General features: G+C 67.7%; 20 protein-coding genes and 6 pseudogenes. 15 read left to right on the top strand and 11 right to left on the bottom strand.

Going from position 1 to position 26,764, the window contains the following annotated elements; all coding sequences use genetic code 11:
- Positions 1 to 17 precede the first annotated feature (17 nt).
- A pseudogene (locus ACPXY0_RS15415) lies at positions 18 to 1,601 on the top strand (cyclic nucleotide-binding domain-containing protein); the annotation flags it as partial.
- On the opposite strand, the pseudogene ACPXY0_RS15410 reads toward ACPXY0_RS15415, so the two are convergent.
- Positions 1,601 to 1,711 (bottom strand): annotated as a pseudogene (locus ACPXY0_RS15410) (hypothetical protein); the annotation flags it as partial. The pseudogenes ACPXY0_RS15415 and ACPXY0_RS15410 overlap by 1 nt on opposite strands.
- 81 nt (positions 1,712 to 1,792) lie before the next feature.
- Positions 1,793 to 3,892, bottom strand: a complete 2,100-nt coding sequence (locus ACPXY0_RS15405; protein WP_423926043.1) for an acyltransferase domain-containing protein — start codon at positions 3,890 to 3,892, stop codon at positions 1,793 to 1,795.
- A gap of 166 nt (positions 3,893 to 4,058) precedes the next feature.
- Between ACPXY0_RS15405 and ACPXY0_RS15400 the strand changes: the two genes are divergently transcribed.
- The 10 genes and pseudogenes from ACPXY0_RS15400 to ACPXY0_RS15355 all read left to right on the top strand — a co-directional run.
- The gene (locus ACPXY0_RS15400) at positions 4,059 to 4,997 is read left to right on the top strand and encodes a sulfurtransferase (protein WP_423926041.1); all 939 of its coding nucleotides are present in this window, start codon (positions 4,059 to 4,061) and stop codon (positions 4,995 to 4,997) included.
- 536 nt (positions 4,998 to 5,533) lie between these two features.
- A pseudogene (locus ACPXY0_RS15395) lies at positions 5,534 to 5,626 on the top strand (hypothetical protein); the annotation flags it as partial.
- 97 nt (positions 5,627 to 5,723) lie between these two features.
- Positions 5,724 to 6,611 carry an FG-GAP repeat domain-containing protein gene (locus ACPXY0_RS15390; RefSeq protein WP_423930715.1) on the top strand — a complete coding sequence of 296 codons (888 nt, stop codon included), beginning with the start codon at positions 5,724 to 5,726 and terminating at the stop codon, positions 6,609 to 6,611.
- A complete protein-coding gene (msrB, locus tag ACPXY0_RS15385) occupies positions 6,608 to 7,021 on the top strand; it encodes a peptide-methionine (R)-S-oxide reductase MsrB (RefSeq protein WP_423926039.1) in 414 nt (137 codons plus the stop codon). The genes ACPXY0_RS15390 and msrB overlap by 4 nt, the downstream gene beginning before the upstream one ends.
- Before the next feature lie 104 nt (positions 7,022 to 7,125).
- Complete coding sequence (locus ACPXY0_RS15380) at positions 7,126 to 9,294, top strand: multicopper oxidase domain-containing protein (RefSeq protein WP_423926037.1); 2,169 nt, start codon at positions 7,126 to 7,128, stop codon at positions 9,292 to 9,294.
- A gap of 68 nt (positions 9,295 to 9,362) precedes the next feature.
- Positions 9,363 to 10,793, top strand: a complete 1,431-nt coding sequence (locus ACPXY0_RS15375) for an amidohydrolase family protein (RefSeq protein WP_423926035.1) — start codon at positions 9,363 to 9,365, stop codon at positions 10,791 to 10,793.
- 130 nt (positions 10,794 to 10,923) lie between these two features.
- Positions 10,924 to 11,547, top strand: a complete 624-nt coding sequence (locus ACPXY0_RS15370; RefSeq protein ID WP_423930713.1) for an ATP-binding cassette domain-containing protein — start codon at positions 10,924 to 10,926, stop codon at positions 11,545 to 11,547.
- Complete coding sequence (locus tag ACPXY0_RS15365) at positions 11,519 to 12,235, top strand: hypothetical protein (RefSeq protein WP_423926033.1); 717 nt, start codon at positions 11,519 to 11,521, stop codon at positions 12,233 to 12,235. The genes ACPXY0_RS15370 and ACPXY0_RS15365 overlap by 29 nt, the downstream gene beginning before the upstream one ends.
- Positions 12,236 to 12,300: 65 nt before the next feature.
- Complete coding sequence (locus ACPXY0_RS15360) at positions 12,301 to 13,440, top strand: tetratricopeptide repeat protein (protein ID WP_423926031.1); 1,140 nt, start codon at positions 12,301 to 12,303, stop codon at positions 13,438 to 13,440.
- 31 nt (positions 13,441 to 13,471) lie between these two features.
- Positions 13,472 to 13,666, top strand: a pseudogene (locus ACPXY0_RS15355) (hypothetical protein); the annotation flags it as partial.
- A 249-nt stretch (positions 13,667 to 13,915) separates the two neighbouring features.
- On the opposite strand, the gene ACPXY0_RS15350 reads toward ACPXY0_RS15355, so the two are convergent.
- The 3 genes from ACPXY0_RS15350 to ACPXY0_RS15340 all read right to left on the bottom strand — a co-directional run bounded on the left by ACPXY0_RS15350 (position 13,916) and on the right by ACPXY0_RS15340 (position 16,198).
- Entirely contained in the window at positions 13,916 to 14,701 is a 786-nt protein-coding gene (locus tag ACPXY0_RS15350; protein ID WP_423926029.1) for a hypothetical protein, read from the bottom strand.
- Positions 14,702 to 14,916: 215 nt separating this feature from the next.
- Positions 14,917 to 15,633: a hypothetical protein gene (locus tag ACPXY0_RS15345; RefSeq protein ID WP_423926027.1), complete on the bottom strand. Its 717-nt coding sequence runs from the start codon at positions 15,631 to 15,633 to the stop codon at positions 14,917 to 14,919.
- Positions 15,634 to 15,871: 238 nt separating this feature from the next.
- Positions 15,872 to 16,198 (bottom strand): type II toxin-antitoxin system VapC family toxin, encoded by a 327-nt coding sequence (locus ACPXY0_RS15340; protein WP_423926025.1) that lies wholly within the window; start codon positions 16,196 to 16,198, stop codon positions 15,872 to 15,874.
- Positions 16,199 to 16,211: 13 nt separating this feature from the next.
- On the opposite strand from ACPXY0_RS15340, the pseudogene ACPXY0_RS15335 reads away from it, so the two are divergent.
- Positions 16,212 to 17,214 (top strand): annotated as a pseudogene (locus ACPXY0_RS15335) (SDR family oxidoreductase).
- Between the two features lie 115 nt (positions 17,215 to 17,329).
- On the opposite strand, the gene ACPXY0_RS15330 reads toward ACPXY0_RS15335, so the two are convergent.
- Together ACPXY0_RS15330 and ACPXY0_RS15325 are read right to left on the bottom strand one after the other, a co-directional pair.
- The gene (locus ACPXY0_RS15330; RefSeq protein WP_423926023.1) at positions 17,330 to 17,770 is read right to left on the bottom strand and encodes a type II toxin-antitoxin system VapC family toxin; all 441 of its coding nucleotides are present in this window, start codon (positions 17,768 to 17,770) and stop codon (positions 17,330 to 17,332) included.
- Complete coding sequence (locus ACPXY0_RS15325) at positions 17,767 to 17,985, bottom strand: type II toxin-antitoxin system Phd/YefM family antitoxin (protein ID WP_423926021.1); 219 nt, start codon at positions 17,983 to 17,985, stop codon at positions 17,767 to 17,769. Before ACPXY0_RS15325 ends, ACPXY0_RS15330 begins: the two co-directional genes overlap by 4 nt.
- A 129-nt stretch (positions 17,986 to 18,114) precedes the next feature.
- Here ACPXY0_RS15325 and ACPXY0_RS15320 point away from each other — a divergent pair.
- Positions 18,115 to 19,250 (top strand): IS630 family transposase gene (locus ACPXY0_RS15320; protein WP_423926019.1). Its coding sequence is split into 2 segments (ribosomal slippage): positions 18,115 to 18,547 and positions 18,547 to 19,250, totalling 1,137 coding nucleotides; the frame shifts between segments, so codons are not numbered across the junction.
- 82 nt (positions 19,251 to 19,332) lie between these two features.
- Here the strand turns inward: ACPXY0_RS15320 and ACPXY0_RS15315 are convergent.
- Positions 19,333 to 21,570, bottom strand: coding sequence for a DUF5916 domain-containing protein (locus ACPXY0_RS15315; RefSeq protein WP_423926017.1), 2,238 nt, complete (start codon positions 21,568 to 21,570; stop codon positions 19,333 to 19,335).
- 26 nt (positions 21,571 to 21,596) lie between these two features.
- Positions 21,597 to 22,583: a threonine ammonia-lyase gene (locus ACPXY0_RS15310; protein ID WP_423926015.1), complete on the bottom strand. Its 987-nt coding sequence runs from the start codon at positions 22,581 to 22,583 to the stop codon at positions 21,597 to 21,599.
- Between the two features lie 164 nt (positions 22,584 to 22,747).
- Here ACPXY0_RS15310 and ACPXY0_RS15305 point away from each other — a divergent pair.
- Both ACPXY0_RS15305 and ACPXY0_RS15300 read left to right on the top strand, forming a co-directional pair.
- Positions 22,748 to 23,317, top strand: a pseudogene (locus ACPXY0_RS15305) (ATP-binding protein); the annotation flags it as partial.
- A gap of 46 nt (positions 23,318 to 23,363) precedes the next feature.
- The gene (locus tag ACPXY0_RS15300) at positions 23,364 to 23,603 is read left to right on the top strand and encodes a DUF4143 domain-containing protein (protein ID WP_423930711.1); all 240 of its coding nucleotides are present in this window, start codon (positions 23,364 to 23,366) and stop codon (positions 23,601 to 23,603) included.
- Between the two features lie 218 nt (positions 23,604 to 23,821).
- On the opposite strand, the gene ACPXY0_RS15295 is transcribed toward ACPXY0_RS15300, so the two are convergent.
- Both ACPXY0_RS15295 and ACPXY0_RS15290 read right to left on the bottom strand, forming a co-directional pair.
- On the bottom strand, positions 23,822 to 24,718 hold the full coding sequence (locus ACPXY0_RS15295) for a hypothetical protein (RefSeq protein WP_423926013.1): 897 nt from the start codon (positions 24,716 to 24,718) through the stop codon (positions 23,822 to 23,824).
- 66 nt (positions 24,719 to 24,784) lie between these two features.
- Entirely contained in the window at positions 24,785 to 26,149 is a 1,365-nt protein-coding gene (locus ACPXY0_RS15290; protein ID WP_423926011.1) for a hypothetical protein, read from the bottom strand.
- Positions 26,150 to 26,764: the final 615 nt, after the last annotated feature.

Here is a 26,764-nt window from a genome sequence, read left to right as displayed (position 1 = left end):
AACCCGAGACGACCCCCATGGCGCCAGATCACCCGGGACTTGACCCGTTGGGCGGCGTGGACCCGGTTCGCGTCATCGCGGACAGCCCTCTCTTGCGCTCCGCCGTACGTTCGAGCCTGGACGACCTGCGCCCGCTCCTGGAATGGGTTGTCCTGGAAGAGAGTGACGTCCTCTCGCTCGGTGGCGCTCATGGCAACGCCCTGTACTTCGTCGCCGAAGGCCGTCTCGACGTACTCATGGCCACCGACGACCCGGGCGACGACTCGAATGAGGACGGCCGCGTCGTGGCCCGCATCACCGTCGGAGATGTCATCGGCGAGACCCAGACGCTGGCGGGAGCGACGCGTCGGCTGGCGGTGAGGGCCGCCGGCGGGGCCCGCCTGGTCAAGCTCTCGAAAGAGGGTTTCGACCAATATCTCATCACACATCCCGAACTAACGCCGAAGCTGAAGAACATCTTCACCCCCCGCTTCTACCGTCGACAGATGCTGCTCGTGCTGAACGACATGTTCGGCGAACTGACGCCCCGGATGCTGGCCGACATAGAAAGGCGCGTAACCTGGCAGCACCTGGCGCGCGAAGGGATCTTGATCCGGCGATCCGAATCATCGGACAAGCTCTACGCGGTAGTCAGCGGTCGTCTTCGAGTGCTGTCCATCAATGACAGCGGGGCCGAGAAGGTCGTCGAGGACATATCGCAGGGCGGGACGGTGGGCCAGCTGGGCCTTTTCTCCGACGATGTCCCGCCGACGGAGGTCGTGGCGCTGCGGGATTCGGTACTGCTCCAGTTTCGCCACGAAGACTTCCGCGAGTTGGCCACTCGATACCCGAGATTGAATGAGTGGCTGGTACGACTGCTGTCGAAGCGGCTGGGTGGGGTCATCCGGGGTGGTCCCGCCGAAGAGCCCAGCACCAATGTCCTTCTCGTTGCCGCCGGGTACGACGCGTCTCTGGACGAATTCGTCCGGCGTTTTGCCGAAGCCATGGGCCGGGAAGCGAGCAGCGTCGTCCTCACCAGCACCGAAGTTGACCGGGCTCTGGGTGCCAAGGAGATCTCGCAGGCGGTGGAAGGAAGCCCGGAAGACCTCCGCCTCCGAGTGTGGCTCGATCAGCGGGAGGTGCGCTTCCGATACGTCATCTATCTGGCGGATCCCGAGGTGACCAACTGGACCAGCCGATGCATTCGACAAGCGGAAGAGATCATCTTCGTCGGTTCGGCGACCGCGTCACCGAGGTTGGGGGATGTGGAGCTGGCGATCATCGGAAGAGAACGCGGGAGACGCGTAAAGCCACGCCAGGCCCTGGTCCTCCAGCACCCGCCCGGCACCGACAGACCGCGGGATACGAAGCGATGGCTCAGCCGGCGCAGGGTCGATCGACACTTTCAGATACGTGTGCATGATCGGCGTGATATCGAGCGTCTCGTGCGATATGTCCGCCACCGCGAAATCGGACTCGTCCTGAGCGGAGGCGGCGCGCGCGGGTTTGCACACGCGGGAGTGATACGGGCGATCGTCGAGGCCGGTCTCCCGCTCGACATCATCGGAGCCGCCAGCATGGGCGCGCTGATCGGCGGTCGGTACGCCCTCACCCGGGATGCCGACGAACTCGTACCTCTGGTGTTCGTGAGGTCGGTGTCTATGCGGTCGGCGAACGCGAGATCCATCAGGACGGCGCCGACGAGCGCGTAATCCAGCGTCGTCTTGCCCACCGGCAGGAATACGCCCTCCTCGTCGTCGAGCGGAGCAGCAGGATCTCTTCGGCGAAGGTCAGCATGGGACGATCCCGCGCCTCATGACGTGATCGCGCAGCGGCGCAGATGTCGCCTCAAGCAGTGGTTCAAGGTGTCGATGAACGCCTCCGAACGATCGCCTCTGAACAACTCGTAGTGCGTGCCCTCGATCCAGTGAACTTCGCGGCCGGCGCTGGCGATCGAGCGCCAGGACTTACCGATCACGGTGAGATTAAGGGCCCGTATCCACGATCGGCGAGACCGGAAATGAACGATATGCCCGGGGTACGGCAGAATATCGTGCTTCCGGGCCAGCGTGGCGTGGGTGCGCAGGCCCTCGTCCGCGATCCCGTGCAGGCGCCGCCTCAACCAGCGGATGTTCGCGCGTCGCGCCAACGTGTGCAACTGCAACAGATTGCAGGATCGATACAGGCCGGCGTAGAACCAGGCGACCCATCCGGGTATATGCACGGGAGGGTCCAGAACCACAAGCAGGTCGACGGCGTGCCCGTCCCGCAGGAGCTTTCGCGCGACTTCGACGGCGTAGATTCCGCCCACGGAATAGCCGAAGACATGGTATGGACCCGCCGCCTGAGCGGTGCGGATGGCGTTCGCATACCTGGCTACCAGCCACTCCATCGGGAGGTCACCGAGTCGCCCAACCGCCTGGGCGGAGGGTGGCCGCAAGCCAAACACCGGGTGGTCACGGTCGAGACGGGAGACGACGTTCCGAAACGCGAGCAGATCACCATCCCCGGCCGGGACGAAATAGAGAGGCGCTGCAACGCCCGCCTCCCGGAGGGGGACGAGGATTTCGTCTGCGGGGCCCGTCGCACCAAGGGGCGCTTCGGGCGAGGCCGCACCTGCCGCACCTGCCGCGCCCAGCAGCGCGCGGCGGCGGTTCGGGGCGAGTCTCGCGCTCACGTAGGCCGTCACGTCATCGATGGTCACCGTCTCGTTCAACAGATGGAGCGGCAGCCTGACCCCGGTGTGGCGTTCTACCGTCGCGACGAAGTCGACCGTAGCGAGAGAGTCCATCCCGCACTCCACCAGGGGTCGCCCCGGCCGGATGCGGTCGGCGGGCAGGCCGATCATTCCTGCTATGCGGCTTCGTATGAGCCTGGCGAGCGGCGTCGGCGCGACGTGCGGCGTCTCCGCCGTCGGGGGGGCGGTGGGCGCCGAGAGGCTGGCACGACCGGCTTCGATGGTCTCGCAGTCGTCGGTGTCGGGCGTGAGGGAAGCGATCCACCCCGCCCTCCGGATCTGCCCGTTTGCCGCACACTGCTGCCCCAGACGCAACAGCGTGGGCGCGGGTCCGATCTCGATGAAGTGCGTCGGATCCCGGCCGAGAAGGGAACGCATCGCGGCCATGAACTGAACGGGCTCGGAGAGATGGCTGACCCAGTACCCGGGACGGGAGATTTCGTCTCGCGCCGGCGCGCCGGTGAGGCAGGAAATGTAAGAAATGTCGGGCGGATTGAAACGCACGGATCGGGCCATCTCGTGATAGCCGGCGAGCATGGGACCGATCTGCGGTGCGTGGCACGCCTGGGACATCTTCACCGGCACGGCACGCACGCCGGCCTCGTCAAGTTCGGTCTTCAAGTGTCCGATGGCAGCGGCGCCGCCGGACACGACGACGGCACCAGGTGAGTTGACCGCCGCGACGGAGACGCCGGGATACCGCTGCGCGATCACACCGGCGACCTGCGTCTCGTCGGCCTTGACGGCGAGCATTCTTCCGTCCCACGGCAGCGCCTTCAGCAGTCGCCCCACCCTGCTGACGAGGCGGAGTCCGTCTTCCATCCTCAGGGCCCCCGCAATCGTCGCGGCGGCGTATTCGCCCACGCTGTGGCCGATGACGTGGGCCGGCGCGATCCCCCAGGACATCCAGAGGCGCGCCAGGGCTAATTGCACGGCGAACGCGATGGGACAGGAGTATTCGATCTGGTGGACGAGCGGCCGGTTCCCGGGCGACCCGTAGAGGACTTCCAGGATGCCGGGCGTCAGGTCCGACCCGAGGATGTCGTCGCAGCGCTCGATCGTCTCGCGGAACAGGGGGTGGTCGCGGAACAACCCCTCGCCCATACCTTCGTACTGTGATCCAAGTCCCGTGAAGAGGAAGGCGGGCCGGACGTCGCCGTTCGTTCCGCTGATCATAGGGCTGCGTTCAAGGGTCCTCGAGTCGAAGGCGCGTGCGCGGGTGGGCCACACCGGCCGGAAACCCGCGCCGTTGCTGCCCGGTCGCAGGGCGGAATATGCTCAACGCGGAAGCCGTGGACCACCAACGTAGTCGGGATGCGGGAACCGCCATGATGGAGCTGCCATGAACATGCCCGGTCTGCGGACGATGATGCCCGCCCATGTCGCGGCTGTCCTCGCCGCGGCCGTCGCCCTCGGGACCGGACCGGAGACGGTCGCGGCCCAGGAGAATCCCGGTATCCTCGTGAGCGCCGAGTGGCTCGCCGAGCACCGGGACGACCCGGGCGTCCATGTGGTTCACGTCGGGATGGCGCGGATGGGCGGCGTCCCGGACTACGTGACGGGGGCGCACGCCCTCGAGTACCACGACATCGCGGTGGAGCGGAACGACCTCATCACGGAACTCGCCCCGGTCGAGGATCTCGTCGAGGCGTTCCGGGCGGCCGGCGTCTCCAACGACAGCCACGTCGTGGTCGTGGGCGACCCGGGCCACGTCTCGGCGCGCGTGTTCATGACCCTCGACTACCTGGGGCACGGAGACCGTACGTCGGTGCTCGACGGCGGAAGCGCGGCGTGGAAGGCGGCCGGCGGCGAGGTCTCGGCCGAGCCCGCCACACCGACCCGCGGAGACTTCGAGGCCAATGTCCGCGAGGACATGCTCGTCACGGCGGAGTGGATTGCGGAGCGCCTCGACGACCCCGGCGTGACGCTCATCGACGCGCGGCCCGACGACGAGTACACGGGAGAGCGGCCGGGGCGGGATTTCCTTCGTGGCGGCCACATCCCCGGGGCCTACAACCTCTACTGGGAAGACCTCACGCGTGACACGAGTGAGGAGATCGCCACGCTCGTGGATCTGGCCGAGGTGGAGGCGCGCTTCGAGGAAGCCGGGGCGACGATGGACGGCGTCGTCGTCAACTACTGCCTCATCGGCATGCGGGCGAGCTACACCTACATGGTTTCGAGGTATCTGGGATATGACACGAAGTTCTACGATGCGTCCTGGAACGACTGGGGCCGGAGGGAGGGCCTCCCGCTCGTCACCGGCCGGGACCGCAGGTAGCTTTGAGGGATCGTTGTCCGCTCTTTCGGTGGAGTCCTGGCTGGAGGTTGTAGGATGAAGACCGTCTCCGGAGTACTTGGCGCCATCCTCGTCGCCGTGATCGCCGTGCTGGCTTTCGGCGGCTCGGATCGGGGCGAGGCCGGCGCGACCGAGGTGCCCCCGACCGCCGCGGCCGTTCCAGCCGCCGCGGCGCCCGTCTCGCTCGTCACGCCGGCCCCGCACTCGCTTGAGGCCAACCCCGATTCGCCGGTCGAACTGGTGCTGACGGAGGCGTTGGATCCCGAGCGCTTCGACCCCGCCGCGCTCTCCGTGTTCGGCCGCTGGAGCGGCGTGATGACAGGTTCGGTGGAGCTGTCCGACGATGGCCGCCGCCTCCGGTTCGATCCCGGCGCGCCCTTCCACGCGGGGGAGACCGTCACGGCTTCGCTGCGCGCGGGAGAGCAGCTGGTGACGGGAGAGCAGCTGGTGACGGGCGGCGCGATGGAGACGGGCTTCGCGTGGAGTTTCTGGATCCGGCCCCGGGCCGGCTCGCTGACATGGTCGACCGCGGCTCGCGCGTCGTGCTCGACGACGGGGAGAAGCACGTCCAGCCTTACGGGGCGTACGCTGGCGACTTCAACGGAGACGGCTACCCCGACATCGCGATCCCCAACGAGGTCTCGGCGGATGTCCGGGTGATGTTCAACGACGGCAAGGGGGGACTACAACGAGTTCCGCGTCCTCGACATCCCGGGCGGCAGTTGGCCGAGCCCCAACGAGGGAGCGGACTTCAACGGCGATGGCCTCACCGACTTCGCCGTCGGGAACGCGGGGAACGACCTCGTGTCGGTCTTCCTCGCCGACGGCAACGGCTGGTTCGAGCTGGGGAGCAACATCAATTCGGGGCAGAACGTGCGCGGCGTGTGCATCGGCGACTTCGACCAGGACGGCTGGCCGGACGTGGCCGCGGTGAACATGTCCGTCGGTCCCGAGGAATCGCGCGGCAACGTGGCGGTCCTGCTCAACAACGCGGACGGGACGGGTGACCTGCGGCGCGTCTCCGAGATCGCCTCCCCGGGCCAGGGCGAGAAGACGTGCTCGACGGCGGACGTCAACAACGACGGACTGCCCGACCTGCTCGTCGGGGCCTACTTCACCGACGAGGTCCTCGTCTTCATGGGCGACGGGCGCGGCAACCTCGAGCTCGGCTCGCGCGTCCGTGCCGGCGGGAAGCCGTGGATGATCGTGTCCGGCGACGTGAACGGCGACGGGAACGTCGACGTGATGTCGGCGAACCGCGAGGGCAACAACATCGGCGTGCTGATCGGGGACGGCCGGGGCGGCTTCGCCGAACCCGTCGAGTACGAGACCGGAGACTCGCCGCTGGCGGTCGACGTGGGTGACATCGATGGCGACGGCGACCTCGACGTCGTGACGAGCGACTTCGAGGGCAACAGCTTCACCGTCCACGAGAACGCCGGGGATGGAACCCTCGTGAACCCGCGATCGTATCCCGCAAGCACCAACGGCTCTTGCGTCGTCATCCACGACCGCGATCTGGACGGCGACCTCGATCTGACCGGCGTCGATGAGACGGACGACATGATCTTCATCCTGGAGAACCCCGGAAGATGACGTCGAAGTCGAAGATGAAGCCGAAGATGAAACCGAAGAAGGAATGGCGTCGGGAGCTGCCCGAGCAGGCCTACAAGGTGCTGTTCGAGGAGGCGACCGAGCGCGTGGGCACAAGTCCGCTGAACGACGAGAAGCGGCGCGGCACCTTCGTCTGCGCGGCCTGTGGCGAGGCGCTGTTTACGACGGACATGAAGTTCGACAGCGGCACGGGGTGGCCCAGCTTCTTCGAGAGCATCCCCGGCACGCTGGAGACGAAGCGGGACTTCAAGCTCATCCTGCCGCGCACGGAGTACCACTGCGCCGGCTGCGGCGGCCACCACGGCCACGTCTTCAACGACGGGCCGGAACCCACGGGCAAGCGGTTCTGCAACAACGGCGTCGCGCTCCGGTTCGTCCCGGACGAAGACTGATCCGACTCCCGGCGCTGGGGGCCGGAGCCGTCGCCTGGCTCGCGACGGCATCCGGTGCGGCGGGCCAGTTGCCGGGCTCCAGCGGCGCCTGCGAAGCGCGGGCTGTGGCGACTCGCGCCTCCGCCGCGGCTGCGGCGCTGGAGGCGGGGACGCCAAGGGGCCGCGCCGCGACCGACCTCTACTGCATCAGCCTCTTCTCGACCGCCAGGGCGGGGGACGCGCAGGGCTTCGTTGAACTCGGACGCGTTCCGTCGCCGTTCGGCGTGACCGTGACGCCGTCCGGGCACCATATCCGCGAGTTGACCGCGCACATCGAGGGCCTCCCGCCGCCCTCCAGCCTCGGGCCGTACGCGGTCTACATGGCGTGGGCGACGCCGCTCGAACTGGCTCCCGTGGTGCCGCTGGGGCCGGTCGGGAACGGCGAGCACCGGCTGGGGCGCGTCGCGTTCAACAAGTTCCTCGTGATGGTCAGCGCCGAGGCGTCGGCCGATGTCGAGACGCGCGAGGGGCCGCTCGTGCTCCGGGGGCGGTCGCCGTCCGCGCTCATGGAAGCGCACGATCTCCTGGCCCTGGCGCCGTCGGCGACGCGACGCGCGGCCGACCGGCCCCCGATGCGCTGGGATGCGCCGCCCGCGTACCCCGGCATCCAGATGCTGCCCGGCGTCATGGACCTCGAGCCGCGCACGCGCCCCGCGAGCCTCGGACGCGCGGCCGATCTGCCGGCGTGGGAGAGGCTCCCGGAAGCTACGGCGCGCCAGCTCGTCGATCTGCCCGACGGCGGCACGCTCGACCTCGAGGCGACCATCGTGCGACGCGAAATCGAGGGCCGCCGCCTCGCCATGCTCGCCTTCAACGGCCAGCACCCCGGCCCCCTCATCCGCGTCCCCGAGAAATCCACCATCTTCGTCAACTTCATGAACCGGACGCCGTACCCCACCGCCGTGCACTGGCACGGGATCCGGCTCGACAACGAGTTCGACGGCGTCCCCGGCCTCACCCAGGATCCCGTCGCCCCCGGCGAATCGTTCCAGTACCGGATCTTCTTCCGGGACGCGGGCATCTACTGGTATCACCCGCACCACCGCGAGGATGTCCAGCAGGAACTCGGGCTGTACGGAAACCTCCTCGTCGACCCCACGAGCCCCGGTTACTACGGACCCGCGAACCGCGAGGAGGTGCTCATGATCGACGACATCCTCCTCGACGAAGACGGACTCGTGGACTTCGGGGAGGAATCGGCGAACTACATGCTCATGGGCCGGTTCGGGAACCGGACGCTCGTCAACGGCGAGCCCGGCTACGAACTCGACGTGGACCGCGGAGAAGTCGTGCGCTTCCATCTCACGAACGCCTCGAACACGCGCACCTTCAACCTCTCCTTCGTCGACATCGAACGCGGCGGCCTCCCCGATCCCGACCAGCGCGTCGCGGATCCCGACATCGAGGATCCAAACCGGCTCCCGCTCAAGGTCGTCGCCTCCGATGTAGGCCGCTTCGAGCGCGAGGAGTGGGCCCGGAGCGTCGTCCTCGCTCCCGCGGAGCGCTACGTGATCGACGTCCGTTTCGACCGCCCCGGGCGCCACGCGCTCGTCAACCATGTGCAGGGGATCAATCACCGGCAGGGCGTCTTCCGCGCCGAACTCCGGACGCTCGGCTCGGTGACGGTCGCGCCCGCTCCCGTGGCCCACGACCACGGGCCGGCGTTCGCCGAACTGCGCGAGAACGCGGATGTGATCGCGGACATCGACCGCTACCGGCCGCGCTTCGGCGACGAGCCCGACCACGAATTGGTCATGACGCTCGAGACCGAGGATCTCCCCCTCTCCATCGAACGATCCATGGCCTACGACTGGGTCTACTTCAATCCCGTCGAGTGGACCGGGACCATGCCCCGCATGAACTGGGCCACCACCGGCCGCGAGGTCCGCTGGATCCTGCGCGAAGCGGGCACCGGGCGCGAGAACGAGGAGATCGAGTGGAACTTCGCGGTCGGCGACGTGGTGAAGATCCGCGTCGTCAACGACCGGGGCGCCTTCCACGCCATGCAGCACCCGCTCCACATTCACGGGCAGCGTTTCCTCGTCCTGTCGCGGGACGGGGTGCCGAACCCGAACCTGGTCTGGAAGGACACCGTGCTGTTGCCGGCCGCATCGACGACGGACATCCTGCTGGAGCTGTCAAACCCCGGTCGCTGGATGATCCACTGCCACATCGCGGAACACCTCGAATCCGGGATGAAGATGGTGATGAAGGTCGCGGAAACGCCTCCCTGAAGGCCGATCGCCCATGGCCGCCAGGAGCCGCGATCACCGCAGGAAGCCGTAGAAAGGGATTTCTCATGATGACCCGCCGACTCTTCTCCGCCGTCCTCGTCGCGTTCGTTGCGGGGGGGCTGTCCGTCGCCGACGCGCAGTCCCAGGAGGCGATGGAGGACTTCATCGCGGTGCGGTCGCCGACCGTCGCGCTCACGAACGTGAAGGTGATCGACGGGACCGGCGGCCCCGCCCGCGAAGGCCAGACCATCGTCATCCGGGACGGCCGCATCGTGGATCTCGGGCCCGCCGACGAGGTCGCGGGCCGCATCCGGAACGCGCGGGTCCTCGACCTGGAGGGTCACACCGTGATCCCGGGTCTGATCGGGTTGCACAACCACAGCTACTACACGGGCGGCAACGGACGGGCGGCTCAACTCTCCTTCTCGGGCTCGCGGCTGTACCTCGCCTCCGGCGTGACGACGATCCGGACGACCGGCGCGCGCGCTCCGTACGAGGAGATCAACCTCAAGCGCGCGATCGACGAGGGGCGGGCCATCGGCCCCAACATGTTCACGACGGGTCCCTACCTGACGGGACAGGAGGGTGCCCAGTCGATGGCCCAGCTCGAGGGGGCGGAACAGGCGCGCCGTCTCGTGCGCTACTGGGCCGAGGAGGGGGTGCCCTGGTTCAAGGCGTACACCTGGATCAGCCGCGAGGAACTGGGCGCGGCGATCGACGAGGCGCACCGGCACGGGGTGAAGGTGACGGCGCACCTGTGCTCGGTCGGGTACCGGGAGGCGGTGGCGCTCGGCATCGACAACCTCGAGCATGGCCTGCTCGCGAACAGCGAGTACTTTCCGGGCAAGGAGCCGGACGACTGCCCATCGGGGTTCCGGAACGGCTACGCCGAACTCGACGTGAACTCCGAGGACGTGCAGGCGACGTTCCGGGCCATGATCGAGAACGATGTCGCCATGACCTCGACGCTCGCCGTATACGAGATCTCCGTCCCCGGCCGGGGGCCGATCGACGAGCGCATCTACGACATCCTCGCCCCGGAAATCGCCGCGGAAGTCCGGGAGATCGCCGAACTGCGTCGGAACGCGACGCTGGATTCGGGGATCGGGATCCATCCCGATATCTACCGGAAGGCGCTCGAGTACGAATACGCCTTCGTCCAGGCCGGGGGGACGCTGACCGCCGGCGTCGACCCGACCGGGTACGGCGCCGCGCCCCCGGGATACGGCGACCAGAAGAACTACGAACTGCTGCTCGAAGCCGGCTTCACGCCGGCCGAGGTCGTGCAGATCATGAGCGCGAACGGCGCCAGGGTGCTGGGGATCGACGACGAGACGGGGACGATCGAGGTCGGCAAGGTCGCGGACCTCGTCGTGCTGGAAGGCGATCCGGAGACGGACGGCCACATCCGCGAGACGCGCATCGTGTTCAAGGGCGGCGTCGGCTGGGACGCCCCCAAGCTGATCGACTCGATCCGCGGCATCGTCGGCATCCGCTAGCGACCGCTCATCTCGAGAGCATGATTCGGGGAGACTTCACCATCGAGCTGCGCTCGTTCTCGGTGAAGTATCCGCTGTTTGAGCTTGAGCCGCTCGATCTCCGCCTCGCGGCGGGCGAACGGGTCCGTTGGTGGGCCCGAACGGAGCCGGGAAGACCACTCTCCTTCGGGCGCTCGCCGGGCGGCTTCCCGAATACGAGGGCGAGGTTCTGTTCAGTGGCCTGGAGGCCCGGGCGCTCCTGCCCGGCCTCAGGAACTACGTGGGGGTCATGCCGGAAAGCCTGCTCGGCTACAACTGGATGACGGTCCGTCAGCACTTCGACTTCCTGGCGCAATTCTTTGACGGGTGGGACCGCGAGTACGAGGCCAGTCTGACCAGCCGATTCGAGATCCCCGAAGCGGGTCTTCTGGGGCAACTTTCGAACGGAACCCGGGCCAAGGTCGCGTTCGTGTCGGCGGAAGCCTTCCGGCCTCCGGTCCTGCTGCTCGACGAACCGACGGCCGGTCTGGATCCGGTCATGCGTAGGCATCTCATCGAAGCCGTCGTCGAGACTCTCGACGCTGACCCGAGAAGGCTCGTCCTGTTCTCGACTCACATCTTGGAGGACGTGGAGTGGCTGGCCGAGCGGGTCCTGGTATTGCATGACGGACGTCTCAGGACCGACCGTGCAGTTGATGAAGTACGAACGGACGGGGGATCGCTGCCAACTGCGCTCTACGCGCTCCTTGAAGCAGATGAACCCGCAACACGTTAGAGCTCTGGTTCTTCTGGAAGGTCAGCGGGGCGGGCGCCTGCTGGGACGCATGTACGTGCTGGGCGCGGGGCTGATCGTCGTCTTCGCCGTGTTCTCGGAAGACGTAGCGGAGAACATCCTAGCCGTCACCATGGGCGGGACGATGGGAACGGCTCTACTGATCCCGATGACGGTCAGCCGCGACAAGCTCGAGCACACACTGGGGTTCCTGCTGTCGCTGCCCGCGACGGTGCCGGAACTCGTCGTGGCCAGATTCGGGGCCGCCGCGCTGAGCCTCCTTCCCGGGTCGGTGGCCACCGGAGCCGCGCTCGCCCTGCTCCCGCTCCCCGCCGAACTCGCGTTCATGGAGGGAATCCCGGCATTCACGATGGCATTGGGCTTCTGGCTGCTCTTGATGGTCGTGGCGTGGAGCCTGACGGCCGCGGCTGCGGCATTCGACCTGTCGACCCTGTTGGGGTGGCCGCTGGTTATCTTCGTGGGTCTTTGCTTTATCCTGCTTTGGGCGATTCGTACCTTGGGCCCCGATGATCCCGTCCAAGCCCTCCGCTCGTTCTTCGGTCAGCCCTTCGCCGGCGCAGTTCTTGTCGCCGTGGTTACCGTGGCCATGATCGCGACCGCCATCGCGGCTTTCCTGTTCGCATGTTGGGGGTTTGCAGGCTACACCCCGCGTCCTGAGAAGCCGCTCTAATGCCCCTCCGTGTCGGTGGTGGCGGTGGTCTTCGTGGCAAGATCACGTGGTTGGCGGCCGGATGCATGACTGTGGGAGCGCTCGCCGTTCCCACGTCCGCGGTGGCCCAGGTCACGGCGGCGGATTCTGCTGCGGTGCTCGTCGCGACCGCGGGCGACTTCGAGGCGCGCGGCGAACTCGAGGTCGCGCGGGCCCTGTACGAGGAGGTCGTCCGGCGGTACCCGGACACTCCTGGTGCGGAGAGGGCCCGGGCCCGGCTGGCCGGGCTGGCGCCGGCCACCACGCCGCAGGACCGGCGTGGCGACACCGAGTTCCGGGTCTGGTCCACGCTGTACGGACTCTGGCTGGGCGTCGCTGTGCCAAGCTTGGCGGATGCGCACGGCTCCGAGCCGTACGGCGTGGGGCTCCTGCTGGGCGGACCGGCGGGTTACCTCGCGGGCCGCGCCTTCTCCCGCTCGCGTTCCCTTTCGGTGGGGCAGGCGCGCACGATCACGTGGGCCGGCACATGGGGGGTCTGGCAGGGGCTGGGCTGGGCCCACGCGCTGGACCTGCGTGCCCGCCGAGGCTGCGACTACTGCGGTCCCGACGAGAACGCGGTCGTGGCTACGGCTCTGGCCGGCGGGCTGGCCGGCATCCTCACCGGCACCCTGCTTTCGCGGGGCGAGGTCACGGAGGGCACGGCCGCGTCGACCTACCTCGGGAGCCTGTGGGGCACGTGGTTCGGCCTGGCGGGAGCCGGAGTGTTGGACCTGGACGACACGGCGGTGTGGACGAGCACACTGCTCGTCGGCAACGCGGGCCTCCTCGCCGGAGCGCTGGCCGGGAGCAAACTCGACCTTTCCTCCCGCCGCGCGCACATGATCAGCCTCGGAGGCCTGATCGGCGGCTTCGGCGGGATCGGCATCGTCCTCATCGCCGAGCCGAGCAGCAGCAGCAGCGGCGACTTCGCGATTCCGCTCGCGGCGAGTCTCGTGGGTCTGGGCCTCGGGGCGCTGCTGACCCGGGACCGCGAGGGCGCGCCGGGAGAAGGATCGGGTGCCGCGCCCGCCGCGTCCGGTCTGTTGGCGGGAGCCCTCCTCACCCGGTCGGGGAACAAACTCGCGGTCGGCTTGCCGATGCCGTTCGCCACGACCGTCCGCGACCCGGAGCGGAGCGGGCGGCGGCACACCGCGTGGAACGTCCCGCTCCTGGCGGTCCGCTTCTGAGGCGTTCCCGCGGGAACGTCGTCGACCCCTGATCGAGGGAGGCAGCGAGCCGGACGGTCCGCTTCGAGGCAGGGTGGCCATCGTGGCCGGTGCGACGCGCGGCGCCGGCCGCGGCATCGCCGTGCGCGCCGATCACACGGTTGAGTCGGAGGTCGAGCACCTCTTCGCCCGCGTCCGTGCCGAGGGGGGGAAGTCCTTCTGGGAACTCTCCACCGCAAAGGGCCGCCCGGATTCTGCGGATGCGCCGCTTCGTCGCTCGCGGGGCAGAGACAATCCGGGCCAAGGTACGGCTCCTGGCCGAGGCCGCCGGTCCGGTCCGTCGAAGACCCCAACCCCTAATCCGGGCTTAAGCCGACGGCCAATGAGGGCGCCCCTTGAACCCTCTGGCCCGTTCGGGATCGGGCGCTCCTGGCCGCCCTGACGGGCTCAAGACGGATTCGGCCGAGCCGGGCTGCGCCGTTTGAGTGTTGTGCCGTCACCGGCGCCGTGTTCCCCACACGGGTGACACGGGTGCGGCAAGTCCCCGTCGGGCCATTTCTCTCAGGCCGGCCGCAACTTCCGGGTCCAGGTCGTCAAATACCTCATGGCCTTCCTCGGCAATGCCATCGAGGACCGTCAGCAGGTCGGGATCGCGCATCACCGAGGCCAGGGCGATTGCTCTCTGGAGCACGTAGCTTCCGTGCCTCGGCTCCACAAAGCGCTGCTGCGGAGGGCCGAGATGCAGCACCGCGACATCCTTGATGTTCGCTCGCGCTTCGGCGGGCATGGTCTCTCCCCACCGCTCCTCGGCTTCGCCCAGGGCAGTCATCGAACCGTTGATATCGTCCCAGGCGGCATCGGGGGACCGCGCCCACTCCACCACATGCGGAATGATGGTGGGGCCGAACTCCATCAACCCCTGCCGAACCGCGCCGCCGGAGCAGATCACCTGCACCAGGGCCGGGATGCTAGGGGGATCCCGAAGCGCGATCACGTAGTGCATAAGGTCCAGCGAGAGCTCCAGGTTTCTGGTGCCCTCGAATCCCGTCACCGTGCAGCCGTCCATGTGCAGCTTCGCCTCCCGGTCCAGCGCGCTGATGAGCGCCGCCGAAAGGTCGGGCGTCACCAAGTAGTCCGGGGGGAACCTCCACCCCAACAGGTCCTCCGGATCGTAGCCCAGCGGCACCTCGCCCAGCGCGCGGGCAACCGTGTCGCGGTCATGGCTCCGGAGGTCCCGGGCGATTTCGGCTTGGGACCCAGCCGGTTCGGCCTGCCCGGCCAAGGACGGGGCCGATGCCGTAGCAAGCGCTGCAAGACAAGCGAGGATGATTGGATTGAGAACGTGTCTCGTGGAAACCTCCTACCTCCAAGCCAAGTGGTTGTGATTGCTAGTGCCCGGCCAGTTGCCCCAGCGCTGTCACGCGGACGTACGCGACCCGTAGTCAGCCGCGCTGCGTCGGCCCGCTCGTAGAGCTGGGCGGGGCAGCTCCGTGCGGATCAACGTCGCGACTTTCGTGAGGGCTTGGGCGGGAGGCCAGCCAACAGGGCACGCGCATAGCGCTCTTGAACGAACTCGATGCTCTTCGGGCTGGTGGTGCCCCGAACGATAAGCGCCTCCGGATCCTCCGCGAACGATTCGACGAGCGCAACGAACTCGGGATCGCCCAGCACGAAGCCCAGTTGGGCGGCGTCACCGAGCACTGCAAAACTGCTGGGTCGCTCCAAGTGCTCTCTCGTCGCGCTGCGCACCCTGTCTAGCGACGCCGGCCCCAGTGATCCATCCTGCACCATGAAGCGCAGCGCGGTGAGCCCTTCCGTGATCGCCCCGACCGGGCTCTCGGGATTCTGAACCACCCTCAGCACATCGTCCAGAGCCGGTTCACCGAAGTCAGCCAGATAATCCCGGCTGAAGTCGGCCAGTACATCGGCCAGGAGTGGAATGGTGGACGGGTCTCCCAGTCGTCCCACAGCGTCTACGAGCGTTAACCGTACCTCCCCCTCTGCCTCCGTCGCGAAGTTGCCACGCCGAACCCGTTCCACCTCCTTCACCGCCGCCTGTTCCAGAGCGTTGACCAGAGCAGCCCGCAGTTCCTGGCTTGCCCCCGGTCCCCCGAATGTCATATCGGTCGCGGACCGGTGCGCGACCGAGAAAACCGCTGCCGGATCACCGCCCCGGAGCATCCGCACTGCTTGGCTCTGGTCGAACGCGGGCAATGGACGCTCCTGTGCCCCCAGCGCCCCGGGAGCCATCCAGGCGATCGCCGCTACGCACGTTCCTGTCAGTCTCCGGTGCATTTCCAGCTCTCCGTTTCTCCAATACACTAATACACTGCTCCCGGATTACCACACGACATGCAGGTGCCAGTCGCTGTAGCCTCCCAGCGTCCGTGCGCTTTCCATCCGGGCAAGCTCCTGCAATATTGCGAACTCCTCCAGAGTAGGATACCGGTCCTCAGTCACTCTGATGCTGTACTCGTACACGTCGGCCGCCCGCCCGCAGGTGTGGTACCCGTTGCCCGTGCCAGGCGCTGCCCAATCCTCTCTGGGACGTGGCCGTCGGCACCTTGAGTTCCGCCGCCCGCCCGGCGTCAGCAAGCGTCCGGTCCAGGGTGGCGAGCGGCAGCTGCATGCGGATCGCCAGTTCCAGATACATGGCATCGTAGATCGTAGACGGATAGCGCGTGCGCGACGTCGAGGACAACTGCGCCAACTCTTTGCGATCCCCCTCCTCCGCCTCCATCTCTGAGGCGTACCCGCGGGAACGTCGTCGGCCGCTCATCGAGGGAGGCAGCTTGCCCGACCGTCCGCTTCGAGACCAGGTGGCCGTCGTCGCCGGTGCGACGCGCGGCGCCGGGCGCGGCATCGCCCGCATGCTCGGCGCCGCGGGCGCAACCGTCTACTGTACCGGCCGCAGCGTGCGGGGCCGTCCCGCCACGCCCGGGCGGCCAGAGACGCTGGAGGAGACGGCGGAGATGGGCGCCGCGGAGGGAGGCACCGGCATCGCCGTCCGCACCGACCACACCGTCGAGTCGGAGGTCGAGCGACTCTTCGCCCGCGTCCGAGCCGAAGCGGGCCGGCTCGACGTCCTCGTGAACGACATCTGGGGCGGCGACGCGCTGACCGAGTGGGGAACGCCCTTCTGGGAACTCTCCACCGCCAGGGGCCAGCAGATGCTGGAACGCGCCGTCCACAGTCACATCATCACCAGCCGGCATGGCGCCCCGCTGATGGTCGAGCGCAACTCCGGGCTCATCGTCGAGGTCACCGACGGCGACACGCTTGGCTACCGCGGCAATCTCTTCTACGATCTCGCGAAGAAACATTCGGCTCGCCTACGCCATGGCCGCGGACCTGCACGCCCACCGCGTGACGGCATTGGCGATTACGCCCGGATTCCTGCGGTCCGAGGCGGTGCTCGACACGCTCGGGGTCACCGAGGCCAACTGGCGCGAGGCGATCGAAGAGGACGAGTACTTCGCCGAGTCCGAGACGCCGTGCTTCGTCGGCCGCGCAATCGCCGCCCTTGCCGCCGACCCCAACGTGGCTGCCAGGAGCGGCGGCCTGTTCTCGAGCTGGGAGCTGGCGAAGGAGTACGGCTTCACCGACCTCGATGGCCGCCGACCGGACTGGGGTAGCTTCTTCTCGAACAAGGTGCAGGCGATCCTCGAACGGGACACGCCGCCGGACGAGATGGACCTGTTCGTCGTTCGCAGCCGGCGCTACCAGGCGGAACTCGATCCGTCCGCCCACGGCGAGGCCGAGCGCCTCCGCGCCTGGCTGGAGCGCCACGAGTAGCGGGTCTCCTGGACGCGTTCCCGCGGGAACGCGCCGTCGCCCCCTCTGGCTCGGAATCCGATCGACTTCGACACCTTCGCGACGAGCACGCGCCCGCGCCCGTTCCGCTCCCGTGCTATGTGACCGTCGGCACCTCGAGTCCAGCCGCCCGTCCCGCGTCGGCGAGCGCGCGGTCCAGCGTGGCAAGAGGTAGTCGCATCCGGATCGCCAGCTCCAGGTACGTGGCATCGTAGACGGATAGCCCGTGCGCGTAGGCGACGTCGAGGACCGTTCCACGGATGCGGGAGGTGGAAACGGGATCGATCGTGATCGGCAGGGCCTCGAGGCTTCGCCGGATCCGGGACAAATCGGTCTCGTCGATCCGTCCTCGGCGCGTAGCGACAAGCAGCACGTTCGCAACCTCGATCGGCCACAACGCCGGAACGAACGCTCGCCCGCCCGTGAGGGCATCCCGGAGCCGCCCAGTATCCTCGGTGGCCTCATCCGGGAAAACCCACGCCATCGTGACGGAGCAGTCGAGCACGAACGTCAATGCCGCCGACACCTCCTCGATCATGTCGCGAACCGAAAGCCGCCGAGACTGTGGGTCTCCTGGAACGCCTTCAGGTCGTCGATTGCCGCCCGAGCCTTGTCGGGGTCGGTCGTCCGGAAGGGGATCAACTCGGCGACGGGGCGACCGTGCCTGGTGATGACGAAGCGTTCCCCCGTCTGCACGCGACGCAGGAGGCGGGGCAAGTGCGTCTTGGCTTCAAAGGCGCCGATGTGCGGCATGACGTGCTGCTCCCCTTGAATCGACCTGCGAGAAATCAGACCAGACTGATACTAGTGTCATGTCACACGGGATATGTCGTAAGGAGCGTGATAGACTTCTTGCCGGTCCACAATGGCGAGGAGGCTGGCATGAAACGGTATTTGGTGGAGTTGGAAGCGGGGGAGCGCGAGGCGTTGGCGGCGATGACACGCAAGGGTTCACATCGTTCGCGGAAGGTGATCAACGCGCTGGTTCTGCTCAATTGCGACGAGGGCGAGTTCAACGAGCGGCGCACGACCGGCGGGGAGATCGCCGGGGTGTCGCGGATCAGCGCGCGCAGGGTGGACCGGGTCAAGAAGCGGTTTGTGGAGGACGGTCTGGAAGCGGCGCTTGGGGGCCGGCGGGGTCGTCGCGCGAAGTACCTTCGCAAGGCGGACGGCGAATTCGAGGCGCGGCTGGTCGCGCTCAGTTGCGGCGATCCGCCCGAGGGGCGCGCGCGGTGGTCGCTGCGCCTGTTGGCGGACCGCGCGGTGGAACTCGGCTATATCGACAGCGTCTCGCACGAGACGGTGCGGCGGGTGCTAAAAAAAACGCCATCAAACCGTGGCGGCGCGTCGGCTGGGTGATCCCGCCGCGGCGCAATGCCGACTTCGCAGCGGGGATGGAGCGGGTGCTCGACGTCTACCGGCGTCCGTACGATGCGAACTTACCGGTGGTGTGCATGGACGAGACGCCGCGCCAGCTGATCGGCGAGACGCGCACGCCCGTCCCGCCGGCACCGGGACGGGCGGCCCGCGAAGACTACGAGTACCGGCGCCTCGGCACCTGCAACGTGTTCATGGCCACCGAACCACTGGCCGGCCGGCGCCAGACCAAGGTGACCGAGCGCAGGACCAAAACCGACTGGGCCCGCTTCCTGCGCGACATCGCCGCGCAGTACCCCGGCGCCACCCGAATCACGCTGGTGATGGACAACCTCAACACGCACCGCCCCGGCGCGCTCCACGAAACCTTCGAACCCGCCGAGGCCAAGGCGCTTTGGGATCGCTTCGAGTTCGTCCATACCCCCAAGCACGGCAGTTGGCTGAATGTCGCCGAGGTCGAACTCAACGTCATGATCCGCCAGTGCCTCAATCGCCGCATCGACTCCATCGACACCCTACGCGCCGAAGTCGCCGCCTGGCAGGCGGCCAGAGACCGAATCCAAGCCAAGGTCAACTGGCAATTCACCACGGACGACGCACGTGTCAAGCTCAAGCGCCTCTATCCGACGTTTGATGTGTGACATGACACTAGTCTAAATACGGAAACCCCCGGAACTTTTTTCCCGGCGGCGCGCCCCTGCTCGGCGATCCCGGGACGGTCGCTCAGAATCCGATCGATTTCGACACCTTCGCGGCAAGGACGCGCTCGACCGTCATCCCCGCGGCCAGATCGCGCCGCTCGGTGTAGACGAGGAAGATGTCGCTGAGCGGAGAATACAGGTAGTTGAAGCGTACGTTCGTCACGAACTGGTCCTGCGCCGCATTGTACTGAACGAAGGCGCTCGCGAAGACCTTGGTCGAGAAGCCGTAGTCGATCCGCCCCCCGAAGACATCCGCCGTGAAGTCCCCGTCCGGAAGCGAGATGTTGTTGTGGTTCGCCGAAAGGTCCACGGAGAGGTGATAGTTCGGCCGCCACATCAGTCCCGCCGACAGCGACGTGCGCGTTCCGGCGAAGAACCCGCCCCGTTCGACCCGAACAAACCCCGATAGCGCCCGGCCCGGGGCCGACCGGTACTGCGCGGAACCCCCGCCGAAGTCGTAGCGGCCGATCGGAATCGTCGCGTCCGTCGTGACGCGGAACGGTTCCCGCAGGAGTTCGAACCGGTCCGTGTAGTTCAGCGTGAGCCCGCTGCCGTTCAGGAATGACACCCCGAATCCCGCTGTCCGCGTCCGCGTCACGAGGACGGATTCGAGATCCTGAACATAGTCGATCTCGAGGTATGGATTGACCTCCTGAACGCCCGGTAGCGGAGGCCGGGGATGGAGACCCACGGTGGCGTAACTCTGCCGGATGTCGCGCCGGCGCACGAAGCCCACGGTCGGGTTGAAGTTGTCCCCCACATGCCGCCACAGCGCCGACACATCCCACAGCTCGTCCCGCCAGCCCACCCACATCCGTCCCGCGAAAGAGTCGCCGTCGGTATTCGGCGAGCGCGTCCAGGCCACGAACGGGGCGAGGAGCAGCGACGGGAGCGGCCTCAGGTTCGCGTCGAACCCGAAGCTCCGGTTGAAGTCCGGGTACCCCTCGATGTCGGCGCCGGTCGCCTGCCGGTTCACGAAGATCGCGCCGATGTCCGATGTCCCGAACAGGCTTCGACGAGCCCGCAGTACCGAGAAATTCTCGGCCGGGAGCCCGGGGCTCGAGTGCATCTGGAGGTTGAGGAGGCCGACCTCGAACCCGCCCGTCCGCCCCGTGAGGCGAGCGCCCCCGAGGATGGGAATCGGCTCGCCGCCCCCGGTGAGGCCGATACGCCGCGAGTGGAACAGCGTGAAGTCGCGGAGAGAGACACCCGTCCGGTAGCTGCGCTCCGACTGGTCGCCGAACGAGAACGTCCCGGAGTTCTCGACGAAGAAGTCGCGCTTCTCGGGGAAGAAGAGCGGGAAGCGGGTCAGGTTGACCTGCTCCTGGTCGACCTCCACCTGCGCGAAGTCGGTGTTGTAGGTGAGGTCGAGCGTCAGCCCGGGCGTGACCCCGAACTTGATGTCGAACCCGACGTCGCCCTGGGTGCCGCCGCGCCCCTCCTCGACCAGCGTCCCCGTCTGGTCCTGCGCGAGCGCGTAGGGCTTCACCCGCAGGTTGAGCCCCGGCGTCACGCCGCTGAACCCGGTGAGCGTCCCCGCCTTCGACATCTTGTGGATCTGGTCCCGCCGGTCGAGCGGGGCCCAGAAGGTGTCCTCCGCCTTGCGCCGGATGCGGCGCAGGATCTGGAGCCCCCAGGTCTGGTCCTCCCCGGACGGATTGAAGCGGAGCGTGGAGAACGGGATCTCGATCTCGACGGTCCAGCCCTCGTCGTTCCTGGTGGTCTCGACCCGAATCGGGCCTTCCCACGCCTGGTTCTCGGAGCGGCTGTCGTCGAAGATCTGGACGTCCTTGAGCGCCCCCTCCGGGTTGACGAGGAACATGAACCCGTTCCGGCGGTCGAGGTACGTGTCGAGCGTCACGCCGAAGACGTCGGAGGAGCCGCTGTTGAAATCCTGCTTGAGACTGGAGACGAACAAGCGGTCCGGCTCCGAGTCGTAGCAGATCGCGCCGATGTAGAGCGCCCGGTCGTCGTACACGAAGCGAACGACCGTCTCCTCCGTGGCGGGCGCTCCGGTGTCGGGACGGGACTGGACGAATCCGGTCAGAGGGACAGCCTGCTGCCAGACGGGCTCGTCGAGATGGCCGTCCACGGTGGGCGGATCGTCCGTGCGGAGGGCCGCGGCCGCCGGACGAGGCGCCGACTCCACCGCGATCCGGGCCGGGCCCGCCTGGCCGGGCTCCTGACCGACGATCGCCGCCGGGCGCAGCGTCGCGAGCAAGGCGAGCAACAGCCCGCGTTCGAGCATGAGGCGGGGCATACGAGGACGCCCGGGAGAGGGCCGGGTCAGTTCCAGCTCAGCCCCCGCAACTGTTCGACGTCGAGGTTCCCGCCGCTGAGAACGCAGGCGACCCTGGTCCCCGGGGGCACGTCGATGAGGCCGTGCAGGACGGCGGCCACGGACGCGGCCGCGGCGCCCTCGGTCACCAGTTTGGCGCGCGCCATCAGCCACAGCATGGCGTCAAAGATCTCCTCGTCGGGGAGGGTCACGACGCGCTCCACGAAACGGCTCACGACGGACGCCGTGTTTTCGCCGACCCGCATCACCTTCAGGCCGTCGATCACGCAGTCCACCCGGTCGAGGGTGACGAGTTCGCCGCGCTCCACGCTCAGCTTCATGGCGGGCGCCCCCGAGGATTCCACGCCGAAGACGCGGATCTCGGGGTTGACGCTCTTGAGGGCCATCGAATTGCCGGAGATGAGGCCGCCACCTCCGATCGGGATGACGACGACTTCGACCTCCGGCCAGTCCTCGAGGATCTCGAGCCCCAGCGTGCCCTGGCCCGCGATCAGCCGGGGGTTGTCGAACGGGTGCACGTAGGTGAGCCCGCGTTCCTCGACGAGTTCCAGCGCCCGCTCGTTCGCTTCGTCCCAGATCGACCCGTGCAGCACGACCTCGGCCCCGTACCCCTCGGTGGCCGCGACCTTGGCCGGAGTCGCGTTCTCGGCCATGACCACGACGGCGGGGATTCCATACAGACGGGCGGCCAGCGCGACGCCCTGTGCGTGGTTGCCGGCGGAAGAACAGATGATCCCGCGGGCCCGCTCCCCCTCGCTCATGTGCGCCATCACGTTGAGAGGGCCGCGCACCTTGTAGGACCCGCCCCGCTGGAAGAGTTCGGCCTTGAGCCGGATGTCGAACCCGGAGGCCTCGCTCAGAGAGCGCGAGGTGAGCAGGGGCGTATGGTAGACGTGCGGCGCGACGTGCTCCCGCGCGCGCTCGAAATCCTCCCGGGTCAGCGTGAGTCCGGGAATCTCGACATGTGCCGTCACTGGGGCGTCTCTCTCGGCTGCGGGGTGCGCTGGAGGCCGGGTCCACGTCGGGGTCCGCACCGGGCATCGTCGATAATCCTCCGGCGGGAGTCGAACACGCAACGGGTGGAGCCGACGTCCCGGCTTGTCTTGCATCGAGACGGTCACGGAATCGCTGACCGGACGTGCCGCGATTCTCCGGCTGCTTCCGATGTCGGGACGGGAAGCCTTCGGAAGGGTCGGGGCACCCCCTCGCATGGGAAGCGGAAGAGGGCACCGGTATCCAGCGGACCATCGCTCCGACAGATCTTGGGCGGGAATTCCTGCGCGACGGGTATCCGGAACTCGTGACCCACCCCGAGAGGGACATCCAGCTGTGGCACGCGGGTTTCACCCAGACGTATCTGGAGCGTGACGTGCGAAGCCTCCGGCAGGTCGGCGGTCTCACCCAGTTCCAGAGCTTTCTCCGGGCCCTGGCCGCCCGGAGCGGGCAACTCCTGAACCTGAGCACCCTCGCGCGAGACCTGGGCGTGGCCGTGAACACCGCGAAGGCGTGGTTGTCCGTCCTGGAGGCGACCCACCGGATCTTCATCGTCAGGCCCTATTTCGCCAACATCGGCAAACGGCTCGTCAAGACCCCGAAGATCTACTTCGGGGATCCCGGCACGCTCTGCCATCTGACCGGCCTAAGGGATCCGGATCACGCGGCGGCGGGCCCCATGGCGGGATGTCTGATGGAAACCGCCGTCCTCGGCGAGATCATCAAGACGCTCACGAACCGGGGGTTGAGTCCGCAGGTGCATTTTTTTTTGGCACACCGCCGCCGGCGTCGAAGTCGACTTCCTGGTCGAGGCCGGGACGAAACTCATCCCGATCGAGGTCAAGAAGAGCACGACGCCCCGCCCGGCCATGGCAACGTCGCTGAGAGCGTTTCAGCGGGATCTGGGGGACAGGATGGGCCCCGCGTACCTGTTGCACTCCGGCGACGGTCGGCTTCCCCTGGGATCAGGGGTGATCGCAGTCGGTTTCGCCAAGTTGTAACCCCCCGGTCGACGGCACCCTACCTCAACACTAAGCGGCTAGCGCGGGCAGCCTGGACGGCCACCTCCGGGCTCCTTCGGCGGAGGACGTGCCGCGCGGTTGCGGCATGTCGACACGGCGAGCGAGTTCAAGGCCGGGGCGTCACGTACGACTGCACGCACGTCGCCCCCGGGCAATACGACGTGCCGGAGGCGTTCGACGCTCCGGTGCGGGCGGATTCACATGATCGCGGGGAAACAGAGCTCCTCGAACACCTCGGGATCGGGCGGATCGGCGACGTCGTCGGGCCTGCGGGGGCGGCTCGCTCCGGGCTCGTACATGAGGAACCGTCCCGCCTCGCACCACACCGATGGGTTGTAGGGTTTCGGGCACTCCGGCAGCGCGAGCCACGCCTCGTACTGCTCCCTGGAGCTAGCCGTGATCTCCCCATTCGGGCCCATGATCAACGGGACCGAGCCCCGGCGGCACACCGGGGCCGGAAGCGGCTCGCTCGCCTCGAACAGGGCGCGTAAGTAGTCCCGGCCCCGCCCCTCGGGGTCTGCGGAGTAAACCGTGATGAGGGCGCCCAGCAGTCCGGAAGCGGCGAGCGAGGGGCCCGTGCGATAAGCCTCGCGGAACGGATCGTCCCCGCCGCCGGCCAGCACCCGGGCCGCGCGCGTCTCGTACACGCGCACCAGCGCGTCGAACGCCTCCGGGTAGGGCGTGCCCCTTAGGTAGGATGCGTTACGCTGCGCCGTCGACAGCGTGGCGTAGGCCTGCGATTGGACCAGGAACTCGTCGGACGAGAACTCCGCGTCGATCAGCAGAAGGTCGACGAGGGCGTCCACCAGCGCCTCCTGCTCCGCCTGCGTGCGGGGACCGTGCTCCTCCCTGAGCAACGCGACGGCGGGCGAGTTGTCCGGGTCCGGATCGTCCAGCAGGCTCCAATCGCCGCGTAGCGCCCGCAGCGCCTCGACCGCGGTCGGCACGCGCCAGCCGCGCCCCTCGTCCAGCACCAGCCCCGGCGCCCACTCCCGCTCCCCGCTCTCCCGCTCCTGCGCCGGTAACGCCTTCGGCGCGAGAAGCCCGGCCAACGCGACCGCCGCGAACACCCTCAAAACCGCTCCCCGAGTCATGTTTCCTCCTCCTCCCACTAGGGTCCGTGTGTCGTCGGCGCCGAAATGCCGCGCGGGGACTCTGGACTACCGGCAAGGACCCGCGGCGTGCCCGGCGATGTCGATCACGAGGAACTCCCAGGCTGTCCCGCCGGCGCCGCGCTGGCCAGCATTCAAGTTCCAATAGTCCCACACAAACTGGCTGGTGAAACCCGCAACCGCGCCGCCGGTGGAGCCCAAGACATGGTCCGCATAATATCTCTGCCACGCACGCGCCAACTCGTTTCTCAACTCCGCCGGGTCGCCCATTACGAGGGTCTCCATCGACGCCTGGGCCCCCCTCGACGCCTGGGTCCCCCTCGCCGCCTGGGCGTTAAGACAGGCGGCAATGGCAACTTGGTGGGCCCCCTCGTGCGTAAGCAAACTACTCTCGAACGCATCCAGGCTTGGCTTGGACCCGCAATCCCCGTTCACCTTGACGAGGTTCGCGACGGCGGGTAGGGAAGTGGCCTTACAATGCGGATCCGCGGGGACCAGGTTCGCGCCCGGGTATCCAGCGGCGCCCGAGCGGAAGTCCTGGTGGATCAGGATCGTGGCTGGAACCGCCAGGCTGCCGGCGGTGTGCTCGCCGTCCCACGGACCGCTCCCGGCGAGGACGGCGCCGGCGGTGAGCGCGGGGGTGGTGGTGGGGAGGTCGTAACGGCCGAATGTGCCGTCCGTCCAGGTACCCGTATACGAAACTACGGAACTCAGCGACACCAGCGACGTAGTGCGGGGCTCAACCGTGACGGTCCCGTTCAACGTGGTCGCCTCGATGTCCGGCCCCGAGATCGCGACCGTGAAGCTCCGAGTACTCGTCGCGGTCCCGTACCACGAGGAGAAATTGCTCCCCGGACCCGAAGGGCCCGCCACTCTCACTCCCGTCTCCCAGGCGTACGTAAGGGCGCTGAGGGTCACCGTGACGTCCCGAGTCGTGACGCTGCAACCTCCCCTGTCACCGCGTGGTACAGATCTACAACTCAGGTCTAACTGCGGGGCCGGGGTCTCCGTGTCGTCGTCGTCACCGTCGTCGTCACCATCGCCCGGACTCCCTTTACCGCCCCCGGGCTTCTGTATGAGGACGTACTGCGTCTCGATTCCCTCGAGGACGAACCTGGAGAGGCTGCATGGCCCCCCTACTGCATCAAAGTCCAGGTCGAGCCCTGGGCACGCCGCCGTCCCGATAACCTTGAGTCCGTCGATCTCGGTCGGCTCGCAGTCTGTGGAGGGGTCCGGGTCGAAGCAGTCCGGGTCGAACTGCGTACGCCCCTGCGCCGCGCGCAAAGATCGCGGCGCAGCCCAGCCCAGCGCCAGCCTCCCGAGCGTGGCCCAACGCCCGGCCCCCGGCGGCCGCGCCGACGCCCAGATCTTGTCGGGAATCTCGAGCCCCAGCTCCTTGAGAATCGCCTTCACGCTCCCGTTCACCTCCAGCTTCCCGCTCCGTCCCGGGGAGCAGGCACACCGCCCAGATCGCCAACTGCTGGGGAAGCACCTCCTCGCTCCCGTCCGCCGTGGGGCGTTTCACGGTCACCCAGATGCTGTGTAGCCGCGCCCACGCCGCCTTGGCCCCACTGTTCGCCTCCGAGCTATACTCCATCTCGTACTTACGGGCGACATAACTTCCCGTCGCGCGCCGGAAAAAGAACTCGCACCCCGGTCCCCCGATCCCCTGGACGACCGTGTCCCACGACGGAAGACTGTCCACGTCGGCGTTGAGCCCGGTCTGAGACACGACCGGCGCCACGATCTGCTGATTCCCCCGAGTGGCGGAGGGCGGCTCCCAAACGGAGTCGGAGCATGCCAGGAGTCCCGCCGCCGATGCTCCCGCCACGAGAACCGCCAGCCAAGGCCGCAGCCCAAAGCATGGGGGAGCGTCCGGTCGGGCCGCGCAGCGGGAAGGTCGGAGGCGAAAGAACGAGGCGAAACCGGCGCGGAAACACCTGAACATCCATCCTCCCGGGCAGAACGATTGTTTCTCCCCGGGCTCACGCCTAGGATTCAGTCTCCACCATGTTGGGGGGGGGGCAC

The organism is Candidatus Palauibacter sp., assembly GCF_965237495.1.
Lineage (GTDB): Bacteria > Gemmatimonadota > Gemmatimonadetes > Palauibacterales > Palauibacteraceae > Palauibacter.
Note: the sequence above shows the minus strand (reverse complement) of the source record. Positions and strands in the feature narration are given on the sequence as shown.